This window comes from Paramuribaculum intestinale (assembly GCF_030759015.1).
In the GTDB taxonomy this organism is placed as follows: domain Bacteria; phylum Bacteroidota; class Bacteroidia; order Bacteroidales; family Muribaculaceae; genus Paramuribaculum; species Paramuribaculum intestinale.
Genome location: NZ_CP098825.1, coordinates 2,501,226 through 2,514,711, shown reverse-complemented (window position 1 = coordinate 2,514,711; position 13,486 = coordinate 2,501,226). Strand labels below are relative to the sequence as shown.

Sequence of the window (13,486 nt, the reverse complement as noted above, 5' to 3'; positions counted from 1 at the left end):
CGCCCGAAAAGACCTTTGAGGGGATAGAAAGAAGTTCATATATATTTTTCGTGTTAAATTCAAACATACTCTTAGATTCTTTGCTGGACTTGACCGGATTGTGGCTCCGACCGGATGCCGGCATGTGCGCCCCGGCGGGTTGCAAGCTGTCGGTGTGATGCGGCGGCTGACCGCAGGGATCTGCCGTCTGCTGATTTTCTAACAATCTCACGACGGCAAAAGTTGGTAATTGCCAACATTTTTACTGCTTGCTTGCCGTAAATTCGGCCAGAATGTCTAATTTTGTAACTGCAAACAGTATGCCACAATGAAAAAGTTACATAATGTCATAATCCGAGTGGCCGTTGTCATGATCGCTTTCGTGGCCGCGCCGCGAATGACGGCTCAGGATACCTATTTCCAGTTGCCTATAGTGCCCGACTCGCTTCAGGGACTGCAGCCAAGAGTCGACTATCTGATCGAACACTACTGGGATTTCTGTGATTTCAACAAGGCTTTCAGCAATCGCGAGCGCATGGGAGAGAGCTTCAGGTCCTATCTCAATCTGATGCCCCACGCCTCGGCCCGACAGGCCCATAAATGCATCGCAAAGCTGCTCAAGACACTTGAAAAACGTCCCGAAGATATGACGTTTCTGGCCAATACGGCCGAGCAGCATGTGCATTCCGACACATCGGAGATCTACTCCGACGAGCTGTATCTGCCATTCATACGCGCGGTGGTCGACAACAAGCGCGTCGACAAAAGCATAAAGGCGCGCTACGAACATCAGGTGAGGGTGCTTTCGGCATCGCAGGTGGGCATGTCGGCTCCCGTATTTGACTTTACCGACCGCGACGGCAACCGGCGCACCTTCGCTCCGGATTCGGCCGAGGTGACGCTGATCTATTTCTTCGACACAGAGTGTAGCGACTGTCATCTGGCGCGTACACGCCTTAACGCCAACATACCGACCTCGCGATATCTTGATGCCGGACTGGTAAGGGTTGTGGCCATATCGGCCGAGGAACCCGACGAGGAGTGGCGTGAGAAAGTTAAGAATTTCCCGTCGACATGGACCGTCGGCTCTGCCCCCGACATCGATACGGTCTATGATATCAAGTCGACCCCGTCGTTCTATATACTTGACGAGAATTCGGTGATACGAATGAAGAATGCGAACATCGACACCGTTCTGACTATCATGTCGCGTCTTTGACTCGCTCCGGCCGTCGGGCGCCGTCATGTCCCTTAACATAAAAACTCTTCATGATGTCGAAACTCAATAAACTCATAGCGCATACATTCGTGAAATGCACGGGTTATACCTACAGCAACATGGCCCGGCTGTTCATGCGCCTTTTTGTCGGAGTGATGTTCATGCAGTTCGGCATACGCCATCTTGTGGCGTTCGAGCAGTTGCGCCATACATTCCCGTCTATGTTCGGACTTCATTCCGAAACGTGTCTGATCATCATGATTGTGATCGAGATCGTGTGCTCGCTGTTCATTATGGTGGGTTTCCTGACCAGGATAGCTGTGGTGCCACCTGCGCTGTCAATGATGGCGGCGGAGTACTATATGCTCCATAATCTGCTGCCCAACGTGTCGGTCTACGGCCTGTCGGACACGCAGCCGGGCTGTCTGCCCATAATGTTCATAGGCATCTACCTGTATATTTTGCTGGCCGGGCCGGGCAAGATCTCGCTTGATTATTTCATCTCGCTGTTCCTGATAAGCCGTCAGGGCAAGAGCGGCGACGAGGAGCTTGAAGATGTCTGAACCATGAGGATCGCAGCGTTGATATCAGGTGGCGTCGACAGCGCCGTGGCTGTCCACCGGCTGGTGGAGCAGGGTCACGACGTCAGCCTGTTCTATATCCGTATCGCGTCCGACGACGGCCGCGGCGACTGCTCGGCCGAAGAAGATCTCGAGATGTGCCGTCTGATCGCGTCGCGCTATGGCTTGCCGCTCGATACGGTCGATCTCAACAAGGAATACTGGGAAAGTGTCATGGAGTATGCCCTCCGCACGGTCCGTCAGGGACTGACTCCCAATCCCGACATAATGTGCAACAGGTTCATCAAGTTCGGCTACTTCGAGGAGCGCCGCGGCTACGAGTTTGACTATACGGCCACGGGGCATTATGCACGCACGCTGACCGACCCGGCCGACGGGCTCGTATATCTTGCCACGGCGCCCGATCCTGTCAAGGATCAGACCGATTTTCTGGCGCGCATAAGTTATCGCCAGCTGAGTCACGCGATGTTCCCGATCGGCGACCTGCCCAAAGCGGAAGTGAGGCGGATGGCTGTGGAGCTGAATCTGCCCAACGCCCGACGACGCGACAGCCAGGGGATCTGCTTCCTCGGAAAAATCAACTACAACGACTTCATACGCCGTCATCTCGGCGAGCGTCCCGGACCGATTATCGAGATAGAGAGCGGCCGCAAGCTCGGAGAGCACCGCGGCTACTGGTTTCATACGATCGGACAGCGCAAGGGGCTCGGTCTGAGCGGCGGACCATGGTATGTGGTGGGAAAGAACATCGTGGACAATGCCGTCTACGTCAGCGGAGGCTACGGCACTCTGAGGCAGTATGGCCGCACCATATGTCTCGACGAGATGCACTGGATCACGCGCGATCCCTGGCCCGACCGGTGCGACGCCGAGCCGATAGTGTTCAAAAACCGTCACATGCCGGAATTCATAGAGGCCACACTCACACGCCTCGGACAGTCGCGCTACGTCATAGAAAGCTCGCAGCCGGTGCAGGGAATCGCTCCGGGGCAGTTTGCCGTGATATATACCCCCGACAGGCGCATCTGTCTAGGCAGCGGCATCATCACCACCGACGATCCTCGTCATTTCAAACTCACACAGCCATGTCAGAACGAATCCGACTGAGAGTGCTCGGGCTGTCGTACAGCCAGCTGCAGAACGGCGCATACGCGCTGATACTTGCCGAGGCCGATGGCCCCGGACGCATTCCGGTCGTGATCGGGCCGGCCGAAGCCCAGTCGATAGCCATAAGGATGGAAAGCGTGACTCCTCCGCGGCCTATGACCCACGATCTGTTTGTCAGCTTCGCCCACGCCTTCGGCGTCAAGCTGCGCGAGGTGTTCATCTATCGGTTTGAGGACGGGATATTCTCCTCCGAGCTGACATTTACCGACGGTGACCGCACGGTGACTATCGATTCACGTACATCCGACGCCATAGCCATAGCGATGCGCACATCGGCGCCTATCTACACCACGCGCGCGATTCTTGACGAAACCGGATTCGAGGTGGAGGAAACGACCGACGACCCTTCCGACCGCGATGACCGCGAAGAGTCTTCCGATCCGGAGCCGCGGCTTGAAAACTATGCGGTCGAAGAGCTTGAGCGCACCCTGCAGAAGCTTATAGGCGAGGAAAACTACGAGGAGGCGGCACGTGTGAGCCGCATACTCGAAGACAAGCGGCGCCGACGCCCGTCGGACGACGCCGACTGAGATCCGCACCTGTTGCAGGACACCAAATTGACACCATCACAACTCGATAATCACATTATACCGACAGTCTACAGCAATGCTTAAATTACGGCTTATAATCCTCAATTTTCTACAGTTCGCTATCTGGGGAGCTTATCTCACCTGTCTGGGTCAGTATGTCGGCGCGGCAGGTCTGGGAAGCGACATAGCTCTGTTCTATTCGGTGCAGGGAATGGTGTCGATATTCATGCCCGCTCTGATGGGAATACTGGCCGACCGCTGGATTCCGGTCAACCGTGTGCTCGGCATCTGTCATCTGCTCGCGGCTCTGTTCATGGGAGCTGCCTGGTGGTATGGCCATACCCATCCGCAGCTTGAGTTCGCGCCGTTTTTCACGCTCTACACGCTGAGCGTGGCATTCTATATGCCTACGATCGCGCTGGCCAATTCCACAGCTTTCAAGGCACTGAAGATGAAAGGCTACGACACAGTGGCGGCATTCCCTCCCATCCGCACGCTCGGCACAGTCGGATTCATCGCGTCGATGTGGTTTGTCAATTCAGTTTATTATCATGCCGGAGAGTGGGGCTTTACGCTCTCCGACGCCAACCCGATGAGCACCTATCGTTTCCAGTACACCGATATGCAGCTGCTCGCTTCGGCCGTGCTCGGACTGATTCTCGGCGTGTTCGCGTTCACTCTTCCGGTCAGCCCCGTAGACCGCAGCGCAGCGCAGGGACGCAGCGTGGCCGACACTCTCGGCCTCTCGGCATTCAGGCTGTTTGCCGACCGTCGCATGGCTCTATTCTTCGTCTTCTCGATGTTGCTCGGAGTGGCCCTGCAGATTACCAATGGCTTTGCCACCACGTTTATCACCTCCTTCAAAGGGGTCGAACAATATGCTTCGACTTTCGGAGCCAACAACGCCACTCTGCTCACTTCGCTGTCGCAGGTCAGCGAGGCGCTGTGCATATTGCTTATCCCGTTCTGTCTGCGTCGTTTCGGCATAAAGCGTGTGATGCTCATAGCCATGCTGGCATGGGTGCTGCGCTTCGAGTTTTTCGCCATAGGCAATCCCGGTCCGGGGGTGTGGCTCTTCATCCTGTCGATGATAGTCTACGGCGTGGCTTTCGACTTTTTCAATGTCAGCGGCGCACTGTTTGTCGAGCAGGAGACTTCAGAGCGAGTCAAGTCGTCGGCACAGGGACTGTTTATGCTGATGACCAATGGCATAGGAGCATCCGTAGGCACGCTGATAGCAGGAGCGGTGGTCAACCGCTATGTCAGCTGGCAGACCATGCCCGACGGACGGTCCTATATGCTTGGCGACTGGTCGACCCCATGGACTATATTTGCACTCTATGCGTTGGTGGTGGCCATTCTGTTCGCGATATTCTTCAAGTACCGTCATAATCCGGCACCCGACCGCCGCAGTATTGCCAAGGCGGAGGATGCCGCTCTGGAGATAGAATGATATGATACAGTTCTATGCACCCGACATAGCCGACACGCTCACGCTTCCCGAAAGCGATTCGCAGCACGCCGTCAGAGTGCTGCGCCTTCGCGAGGGCGACGAGCTGACAGTGGTCGACGGCAAGGGACGCCGCTACCGTTGCGTCATCACCGGTGCGCATCAGCGCCACACCACCGTGGAGATTCTCTCATCCGAGACGCTGCTCCCTTCGTGGTCGGGCGAGATAGTGGCCGCGGTGGCGCCGTCAAAGCATCTCGACCGCATGGAGTGGATGACCGAAAAGCTGACCGAGATAGGTGTTGACCGTATCATACCGTTGCTGTGCCGCCGTTCGGAACGACGTGAGCTGAAGCCCGAACGGCTCGAAAAGATTGCTGTGGCGGCCATGAAGCAGTCGCTCAAGGCTGTGCTTCCGGTCGTCGAACCGATGACCCCGGTTGGCGAGGTGACGGCACGCTATGCCGGAGCACAGGCGCTGATAGCCTACTGCGACCGTTCGATACCGCGCCGCGAGCTTGTGGCGACATATCGCAGCGGAGCGCCTGTCACAGCCATAATGATCGGCCCGGAGGGCGATTTCGCTCCCGAAGAGATCAAGGCGGCGCTTGACGCGGGCTGGAAACCGGTGGCTCTCGGCCCGGAACGTTTGCGTACCGAAACGGCGGCTCTGCGGGCTGTCGACGCTATCCATATACTCGACCAATACCGTTCAATCACAGATAATCCAGAAATATGAAATCAATAAAACCATCGGATAATTTCTTTCTTCTCGCCGGTCCGTGCGTGATCGAAGGCGAGCGCATGGCTCTCGACATTGCCGGGCGTATAGTGGAGGTCACGAGCCGCCTGGGCATACCCTATGTGTTCAAAGGCTCCTATCGCAAGGCCAACCGCTCGCGGCTCGATTCGTTCACCGGCATCGGCGACCTTGAGGCACTGAGGATTCTCGCCAAAGTCAGGGAGGAGTTCGGAGTGCCTGTGGTGACCGACATACACTCGCCTGAGGAGGCCGACATGGCCGCGGAGTTTGTCGACGTGCTACAGATCCCGGCATTCCTGTGCCGTCAGACCGATCTGCTTGTGGCGGCGGCCCGCACCGGCCGTGATGTCAACGTCAAGAAGGGCCAGTTTCTCTCGCCCGAAGCCATGGAGTTCGCCGTGCAGAAGGTGCGCGACGCCGGTTGCGACGATGTTGCTGTGACGGAGCGCGGAGTGACATTCGGCTATCAGGATCTGGTGGTGGACTACCGCGGCATACCGGTCATGAAGAGTTTTGGCTGTCCGGTGGTGCTCGACTGCACTCACTCGCTTCAGCAGCCCAATCAGACCTGCGGAGTCACGGGCGGACGTCCCGACATGATCGAGACCATAGCCCGATGCGGCATAGCCGCCGGTGCCGACGGACTCTTCATCGAAACACATCCCGAGCCTTCGAAGGCAAAGAGCGACGGCGCCAATATGCTCCGGCTCGATCTTCTGCCCGGACTGCTTGAGCGACTCACGCGCATCCGCACCGTTATAAACGAAATAGTGACAGAATCATAAAAATGTTGCCAATGAAACCGTTCATCGCATTTCTGCTATTGATGGCCGCGCCCATACCCTGCGTGGCGCAGTCGTCATCCAATTCGGCCATGAGCGTGGCCGTGATGAGGGTCTACGACAAAATGATCGAAAATGATCCGACCGACTACGAAACTCTGCTGGCAAGAGCCGGTGAGCTATACAACCGCGACGAGTATCTCAAGGCGATCTCCGATCTCGATCAGGCGCTCCGCTACGCGCCCGAATCGGCTCGTGAGGTGCGTTTCTCCGCCCATCAGCTTCGTGCCGGAGCGAGAGAGCGCATGGGTCGCTACAGCGATGCCCTCGACGACCTCAATGCCGCGCTGCAGCTTGATCCGTCGGCCTATACATGTCTCTACCAGAGAGCCAACGTGCTCTACGAACTTGGCCGTTACGCCGATGCGCGGGCCGACTATCAGCGGTTGCAGCGTCAGTTCCCTCACTCGCAGGAGGCTGTCTTCGGCCTTGCGCGCTGTGCCGCCCGGGAGCAGAATTTCGGCATGGCCAACGATCTGGCCGACCGTGCTGTCGATTACGCCCCCGACAAGGCCGAGAGCTACATACGGCGTGCTTCGGTCCGCACTCTGCTCGGCAACACCGAGGGGGCTGTCGACGACTATATCATAGCCCTGTCGATGGACAGCAATGTCAATGCCAAGGCACTCAACGAGCTTGTGGTGCTTGCCCGCACCAATTACCCGGCGGTCATGAACGGACTGTCGAGAGCCATACGCCAGGCGCCGAGAGTCGGGATGTTCTACTATATCCGCGCGGCGATCGCCGAGAGCCACTACAACTACACGGCCGCGATCGAGGACTACGACAAGATACTCAACGACGGCCTCTATTCCTATGCCGGGCTCAATTCGTCGCTGGCCAAATGTTTCTATGCTATCGGACAGTATGACACCGCTCTGGCAAATGCCGACTACGCCATATCGGCCACTGAGGAAAACGCTCCTTACTACGCTCTGAAGGCGCGTATCCTTTGTGCGCTCGGCGAATACCGCGAGGCTCTTGTCAATGCCGATCAGGCGCTTTCCAAGCAGCCGGGACTGGTAGAGGGTCTGGAGGCTAAGGCGGCAGCCGATCTGGCGCTCGGACATCCTCACGACGCATCGGTGAGTCTGGCTGAGGCAATACTCGACAGCCCCAACGATCCGCGGCTGTTGCTGCTTCGCGCGTGGGTGTGCTCCGACAGTCTTGACCAGGCGCCGCTCTCGAAGCTTCTCTGCCAGCGTGCGGTCGAAGCCGCCTCGGATATGTCGCCCGATAATGTGCGGTCGCTTCTCGGATTCGCGCTGCTGCAGCTCGAACGCGTAGAAGAGGCCGACCGGTGGATGGAGAATATACTCAATTCACAGCCCGACTATGACGGGATGATCCATTATTATGCATCATGCTATTATGCCCGCCGTGGCATGATCGACCGGGCTGTCGACTGCGCGCAGCTTGCCATGCAGAACGGATATGCCGACTATCACAACTGGATGGATCTCGATCTCGGATATGTCAACGTGGAGCCGTTGCGCTCTGATCCGCGCTTCCATCAGCTGATGGTGCGCTACGCCTCGATATTCAACCGCTGAAACATCAGCGCGTCGACCCATTGCCGGCCGCGGCGGATCCAGCTCCGCAGGCGGCCGGCTGTCGTAAATCCGGCACTGGTGAATGCGTGGCATGCGGCAGTGTTGTCGATTGCCGTCATGGCCCAGAGCTGATTCATGCCGAGATGCAGCGATGCGTATTGCCATAAAAGTGTCAGGGCGCGTGTGCCGAAGCCGTGGCCGCGTGCGTTTTCATCAATGATGATTCCGATGCCTGCACGAAGGCTCAGCGGATCGAAGTCGTAGAGATCCACGGCACCTGCGGCATTGCCTGTGGCGTTTTCAACAACGATCAGCCTCAACTGCCGCGCAGCGAATAGATCGGCGTCGTAATTGGCGATATATTCGGCTATTGCATGCCGCGATAGCGGTGCTCCCTGGCTTCCGGCCGACCATAGCCGTGTGTCGTTTTCCCATCGGATCATCGCATCGAGATCCGACGGTTCGAGTGCGCGCAGGGATATCGTTCCGTCATTGAGAAGTGTCTCGGTTTTCATCTGTTGGTTTTTATTGCTCCGGTGAATGTGTGCTGTGTCCGGCAGTCGGATATACCGCACGCAGCGGACGTATGCTTACGTCGTAGAGCGTTCCGTCCGAGCGGCGCGGTTTTCCCGTCAGGCGGTAGTAGAAGGTGCGCTGTATGTCCCACGATTTGAATTTCATACGGCGTGTTTCGCCGGGTGGTATGTCGGTGTCAAGCCACATCGTCGCTTCGTGGAGCTGACGGCCGTGTGCGTCGAGATACGTTATCCTGAGCTGTACCCCCGTCAGCCGGCGTCGGCTGTGGTTGGTTATGAAAAGGGTTTCGCTGGCCGACCTGAGCGGCTTGTCGTAGCCCGAAACGTCGATCATGCCATGCGATGGGGTCACCGTGTCGGCGGCTTCCGCTGTCATGGCCGTTGTTGGAGCCGACAGCCGCGTCTGTGGCCGCAGACCGCGCCGGGTAGTGCGGTCGGGAGTCCCTGCGGCGGCAATGATCATGGCTGCGAGAGCGGCGATCGTGACGAGTGGCCGTGTCATAAATATCGCGGAGTGGCCGGAATGGCCGGTTGTGGTATGATCTTGAAGCATATCTGTGCGGCCTGAGGTGTGGCGCGGCGGTGACGTATCACCCGTCTGAACATATATGGGAGCAGGCGGGTGAGGTCAAGGTAATATTCGCCGCGGGCTTTGGTGAAGGCCAGCCGCGAGGCTTCCTCTCCGAGCCTTATGGTGAATCGTCCGCCTGATAGGCGTCCCTGCCCGTCGGTGGAGATCCGTGCGTCGAAAGTGGTGGAGTCGCCGGCCGGAGTGGCCTCGCCTATGAGGGTTCCGGGACGAACGGTGCGGTCGGCGCTGCTGACCACCGTAAGCCTGTAGACAGTGGCTCCTGAGGGATCGTCGCGGCGTTCGATGGCCATAAGTGAGCCGTCGGCGGGAAACTGCCATATCCCTTCGATCGGATGCGGGCCGGAGGCTATGATCCGTGCCGCCACGGAGTCAATGTTGTCATACCCTCGGCTGAAGCCGGTGGCGCTGATGGCCTGGACGGTCAGAAGCATGAGAGCAAGGAGGAGAGGACGGAACATGTCGTGTCAGATTCATGTATTGGCAAACGTGTAGGCGAATCCAAACGACAGGATCTCCTTGAACTGGAATTTCGACCAGCCGCCGTCGCGTACGCTCGACGTGTCATAGCGCATGTGGGCGTATATGTTGGTCGAGAGATAACGGTTGATGTTAAACGACAGGGTGTGCTCCCAGTCGCCCTGAAAGCGTGAGTAATCCGAAAAGAGGAACAGTCGCGACTGATACTTGATGTTGTAGGTTATCTTCCAGCTGAGCTTGTATTCGGCGTTTGAACCGTATTCGCAACGGGCATTGCGTCCCGGACGTATACCGTATGATTCTTCGTTGATTCTTTGCGAGATGCAGGTAGAGAGCTGCCACGACAAAGGAGCTATAGTAGCGTTGAAATCAAATGTCTTCTTGTCGTTCTGATAGTTGTAGGTCATACCGAGACCGAGGTTTAGCTCGCCCGGCGAGAGAAATGCCGATTTGAGTTTGTCGGAGTTGGAGGGGTAGGAGTTGAAAAGCTGTGTCTTGAACTGCAGATTGAGCGAATAGTACCATCTGCGCGCTGCTTTGTAGCCGAATGTGGAGTTGATCTGCAGCAGATCCTCCGATATGTTCATCGAGCGGATGGTGTCGTCGGGGGCGGTGTTGGTGCCGAGTTTGTAGCCGGCCGATGTTTCGAAGAGCAGATTGGGATAATAATGCTGGTTGAGCTTCACGTTATAGGCGGCGTTCACCAGCATTATAAGGCTGCGGTTGCCGCCCTGATACCAGTTGGGCGACACATAGGCCTGTGAGAACTGGGCGGTGACAGCCAGGCTCTGTATCCATATCTTGCGGTCGATCTCTGGAGCAAGGGAGGTGACTTCGTTGCGGCGGTCGCCGACGGCGCGCTCCTGCATCTCGATGCGCCGGGTGTGCGGATTGATTATCGCCGCATATTCCTTGGGGCGCTCGGGAAGCATCCACACGTTGTATCTCACCGCTTGCGGATTCTGCGACATGTATTGCTGACGCGCGCGTGCGACCAGAAGCCGGCCCCGTTTCAGGTCGTCGAGCCAGTAATATGCGTCGCCGGCTATGGCTGAATGCTCGGGACGTTCCAGAGTCAGGGTGTCGAGAAACTGGTAGCCGTCGAATACCGGTTTCGAGTAGTCGCCGGCAGGTATTGGAAAAATCGTTCTGTAATAGTCCGTGATGATGGTGTCGGGCTCTATGTTGGCGGTATCGAGCATGTGGATGTCGTCGGCAAGCTCGTCGTCAAACCAGGGCAGGATGATGACAGTGTCGGGATCGTTCGACACAGTGTGCGCTGTTTCGCCATACGCAGGCTGAATGGTTTCACGGCAGAGCGCGGATCTCAGCGGTGTGGCGGCCGCTACGGCTCCTGAAATGGCTGAAAGAGCCAATAGGGTCATGTGCAGTATCAGTCTTTTCATTGTCATTACAAGAAACGTGAATTGCAAAATTACATATTTTTTTTATAAAATAATGTGTTGACATGGGCGTTTTTTCGGTTTTTGCGCTCACGGCAAGGTGGAAGTTTTAATAAAATTGACTAACTTTGTTAACTCAATGTCTTACCTTAAACTTCAATATCAATCAATGGAACAGACTTTATTCTGGATTGTGCCTGCGGCAGCTGTCATAGCTCTCCTGCTCGCATGGTATTTTTATCGAGGGATGATGCGCCGCAGCGAGGGCACCGAAACGATGCAGCGAATAGCATCTCACGTGCGCAAGGGAGCTATGTCATATCTGCGCCAGCAATACAAGATCGTTGGCATCGTGTTTCTGGCTCTGGTGATCGTGTTTTCGATTATGGCCTACGGATTCCAGCTGCAGAATCCATGGGTGCCGGTGGCATTCCTGACCGGAGGATTCTTCTCCGGACTGTCGGGCTTTCTGGGCATGAAGACAGCCACAAATGCTTCAGCCCGAACAGCCAATGCCGCGCGTGAGAGCCTTAACGGAGGCCTCAATGTGGCATTCCGCTCCGGCGCTGTCATGGGACTCGTTGTCGTGGGGCTGGGACTGCTCGACATCTCGATATGGTATGTGCTGCTCAATATGTTTGTCGACAATGCCAATCCCATGCAGAAGATGACTATGATCACCACTACCATGCTGACATTCGGCATGGGTGCTTCCACGCAGGCGCTTTTCGCCAGAGTGGGAGGCGGCATCTATACCAAGGCCGCCGACGTGGGCGCCGACCTTGTAGGTAAAGTCGAGGCCGGCATACCGGAGGATGATCCGCGCAATCCCGCGACTATAGCCGACAATGTGGGCGACAATGTGGGCGACGTGGCTGGCATGGGCGCCGACCTCTACGAGAGCTATTGCGGCTCTATCCTTGCCACAGCCGCACTCGGAGCAGCCGCATTCATGCAGGCTGCGGTTCCCGATCCGGCCATGCAGGTCAAGGCGGTCATCGCCCCGATGCTTATAGCGGCAGTGGGCATCATATTGTCTATCATAGGTATATTTACGGTTCGCACACGCGAGGACGCCGACATGAAGGGACTTCTGAAGGCTCTGTCGCGCGGCACCAATCTCAGTTCGGCGCTGATCGTGGCCGCCACGTTCGGCATACTCTGGGTGCTTCAGATCACCAACTGGGCGCTCATCGGATGTTCGGTGGTGGTGGGGCTGCTCGTGGGTATTGTCATCGGACAGGCCACGGAGTACTATACCTCGCAGAGCTATAAGCCTACACAGCGGCTCGCCGAATCGGGAAAGACCGGGCCGGCAACGGTGATCATATCGGGTGTGGGGCTCGGCATGGTGTCTACGGCAATACCGGTAATAGCTGTGGTGGCGGGCATAATACTCTCCTACTGGTTTGCGTCGGGATTCGACTTCACCAATGTGGGCATGGGACTTTACGGCATAGGCATCGCGGCGGTAGGCATGCTGTCGACACTCGGCATCACACTCGCTACCGACGCCTACGGCCCGATCGCCGACAATGCCGGCGGCAACGCGGAGATGAGCGGACTCGGCGAGAGTGTGCGCAAGCGCACCGACGCGCTCGACTCGCTCGGCAACACTACGGCCGCCACAGGCAAGGGATTCGCGATCGGATCGGCAGCTCTGACCGGACTGGCGCTGTTAGCTTCATATATCGAAGAAATACGCATAGGTCTCGACCGTCTGGGGCAGACTTTCATACAGCTCGGCGACCGTGCGGTGGCTCTCCACGACGCTACGTTTACTGATTTTATGGCCTATTTTGAGGTCAACCTTATGAGCCCCAAGGTGCTTTCGGGCATGTTTATCGGCTCCATGATGGCTTTCCTGTTCTGCGGACTGACCATGAACGCCGTCGGACGCGCAGCAGCCCACATGGTCGACGAGGTGCGCCGCCAGTTCCGTGAGATCAAGGGTATTCTCGAAGGGAAAGCCGATCCCGACTATGCACGCTGCGTGCAGATCTCCACAAAAGGAGCGCAGCGCGAGATGGTGTTTCCGTCGGTGCTCGCCATTGTGGCTCCGATCATCACCGGACTCGTGTTTGGAGTGCCCGGAGTGATCGGCCTGCTGACCGGCGGACTGTCGGCCGGATTCGTGCTGGCAATATTCATGGCCAACTCAGGCGGTGCCTGGGATAATGCCAAGAAATATGTTGAAGAGGGCAACTTCGGCGGCAAGGGAAGTGAAGTGCATAAGGCTACGGTCACCGGCGATACAGTGGGCGATCCGTTCAAGGACACTTCCGGCCCGTCGCTCAACATCCTTATCAAGCTGATGTCAATGGTGGCCATCGTGATGGCCGGACTGACAGTCAGCTGGTCGCTCTTCTGATCGCACCATTATGACTGTGACAA

The 13,486-nt window shown here is 57.0% G+C and carries 13 protein-coding genes; 9 read left to right on the top strand and 4 right to left on the bottom strand.

The genetic code is table 11. From position 1 onward, the window contains the following. Positions 1–307: 307 nt before the first annotated feature. The 8 genes from NF347_RS11250 (at position 308) to NF347_RS11215 (ending at position 8,084) form a co-directional block, all read left to right on the top strand. Positions 308–1,198: a DUF5106 domain-containing protein gene (locus tag NF347_RS11250; protein WP_107034962.1), complete on the top strand. Its 891-nt coding sequence runs from the start codon at positions 308–310 to the stop codon at positions 1,196–1,198. Positions 1,199–1,248: 50 nt separating this feature from the next. Continuing rightward, positions 1,249–1,761 (top strand): DoxX family protein, encoded by a 513-nt coding sequence (locus NF347_RS11245; RefSeq protein WP_107034963.1) that lies wholly within the window; start codon positions 1,249–1,251, stop codon positions 1,759–1,761. Between the two features lie 3 nt (positions 1,762–1,764). Beyond that, entirely contained in the window at positions 1,765–2,886 is a 1,122-nt protein-coding gene (gene mnmA / locus NF347_RS11240; protein ID WP_107034964.1) for a tRNA 2-thiouridine(34) synthase MnmA, read from the top strand. Beyond that, entirely contained in the window at positions 2,865–3,476 is a 612-nt protein-coding gene (locus NF347_RS11235) for a bifunctional nuclease family protein (protein ID WP_107034965.1), read from the top strand. The genes mnmA and NF347_RS11235 overlap by 22 nt, the downstream gene beginning before the upstream one ends. A gap of 76 nt (positions 3,477–3,552) precedes the next feature. Beyond that, positions 3,553–4,929, top strand: a complete 1,377-nt coding sequence (locus NF347_RS11230; protein ID WP_107034966.1) for an MFS transporter — start codon at positions 3,553–3,555, stop codon at positions 4,927–4,929. Position 4,930: 1 nt separating this feature from the next. Next, positions 4,931–5,665, top strand: coding sequence for an RsmE family RNA methyltransferase (locus NF347_RS11225; protein WP_107034967.1), 735 nt, complete (start codon positions 4,931–4,933; stop codon positions 5,663–5,665). Beyond that, positions 5,662–6,474, top strand: a complete 813-nt coding sequence (gene kdsA / locus NF347_RS11220) for a 3-deoxy-8-phosphooctulonate synthase (protein WP_107034968.1) — start codon at positions 5,662–5,664, stop codon at positions 6,472–6,474. Before NF347_RS11225 ends, kdsA begins: the two co-directional genes overlap by 4 nt. 11 nt (positions 6,475–6,485) lie before the next feature. Continuing rightward, positions 6,486–8,084, top strand: a complete 1,599-nt coding sequence (locus NF347_RS11215) for a tetratricopeptide repeat protein (RefSeq protein WP_161553758.1) — start codon at positions 6,486–6,488, stop codon at positions 8,082–8,084. Here the strand turns inward: NF347_RS11215 and NF347_RS11210 are convergent. The 4 genes from NF347_RS11210 to NF347_RS11195 are packed head-to-tail and all read right to left on the bottom strand — an operon-like array spanning position 8,060 to position 11,095. Next, positions 8,060–8,599, bottom strand: coding sequence for a GNAT family N-acetyltransferase (locus NF347_RS11210; RefSeq protein WP_107034970.1), 540 nt, complete (start codon positions 8,597–8,599; stop codon positions 8,060–8,062). The two genes, NF347_RS11215 and NF347_RS11210, sit on opposite strands and share 25 nt — an antisense overlap. 10 nt (positions 8,600–8,609) lie before the next feature. Then, the gene (locus tag NF347_RS11205) at positions 8,610–9,122 is read right to left on the bottom strand and encodes an FxLYD domain-containing protein (protein ID WP_107034971.1); all 513 of its coding nucleotides are present in this window, start codon (positions 9,120–9,122) and stop codon (positions 8,610–8,612) included. Next, a complete protein-coding gene (locus tag NF347_RS11200; RefSeq protein ID WP_107034972.1) occupies positions 9,119–9,670 on the bottom strand; it encodes a hypothetical protein in 552 nt (183 codons plus the stop codon). The genes NF347_RS11205 and NF347_RS11200 overlap by 4 nt, the downstream gene beginning before the upstream one ends. A 12-nt stretch (positions 9,671–9,682) precedes the next feature. Next, positions 9,683–11,095 carry a DUF3078 domain-containing protein gene (locus NF347_RS11195; protein ID WP_161553757.1) on the bottom strand — a complete coding sequence of 471 codons (1,413 nt, stop codon included), beginning with the start codon at positions 11,093–11,095 and terminating at the stop codon, positions 9,683–9,685. A gap of 166 nt (positions 11,096–11,261) precedes the next feature. On the opposite strand from NF347_RS11195, the gene NF347_RS11190 reads away from it, so the two are divergent. Continuing rightward, positions 11,262–13,463 (top strand): sodium-translocating pyrophosphatase, encoded by a 2,202-nt coding sequence (locus NF347_RS11190; protein WP_107034974.1) that lies wholly within the window; start codon positions 11,262–11,264, stop codon positions 13,461–13,463. The last annotated feature ends 23 nt before the right edge of the window (positions 13,464–13,486 follow it).

Coding starts and splice junctions, on each gene's coding strand:
- NF347_RS11250 (WP_107034962.1), top strand. CDS start 308: ATGAAAAAGTTACATAATGTCATAATCCGAGTGGCCGTTGTCATGATC.
- NF347_RS11210 (WP_107034970.1), bottom strand. CDS start 8,599: ATGAAAACCGAGACACTTCTCAATGACGGAACGATATCCCTGCGCGCA.
- NF347_RS11230 (WP_107034966.1), top strand. CDS start 3,553: ATGCTTAAATTACGGCTTATAATCCTCAATTTTCTACAGTTCGCTATC.
- NF347_RS11190 (WP_107034974.1), top strand. CDS start 11,262: ATGGAACAGACTTTATTCTGGATTGTGCCTGCGGCAGCTGTCATAGCT.
- NF347_RS11200 (WP_107034972.1), bottom strand. CDS start 9,670: ATGTTCCGTCCTCTCCTCCTTGCTCTCATGCTTCTGACCGTCCAGGCC.
- NF347_RS11245 (WP_107034963.1), top strand. CDS start 1,249: ATGATGTCGAAACTCAATAAACTCATAGCGCATACATTCGTGAAATGC.
- kdsA (WP_107034968.1), top strand. CDS start 5,662: ATGAAATCAATAAAACCATCGGATAATTTCTTTCTTCTCGCCGGTCCG.
- NF347_RS11225 (WP_107034967.1), top strand. CDS start 4,931: ATGATACAGTTCTATGCACCCGACATAGCCGACACGCTCACGCTTCCC.
- NF347_RS11215 (WP_161553758.1), top strand. CDS start 6,486: ATGAAACCGTTCATCGCATTTCTGCTATTGATGGCCGCGCCCATACCC.
- NF347_RS11205 (WP_107034971.1), bottom strand. CDS start 9,122: ATGACACGGCCACTCGTCACGATCGCCGCTCTCGCAGCCATGATCATT.
- NF347_RS11195 (WP_161553757.1), bottom strand. CDS start 11,095: ATGAAAAGACTGATACTGCACATGACCCTATTGGCTCTTTCAGCCATT.
- NF347_RS11235 (WP_107034965.1), top strand. CDS start 2,865: ATGTCAGAACGAATCCGACTGAGAGTGCTCGGGCTGTCGTACAGCCAG.
- mnmA (WP_107034964.1), top strand. CDS start 1,765: ATGAGGATCGCAGCGTTGATATCAGGTGGCGTCGACAGCGCCGTGGCT.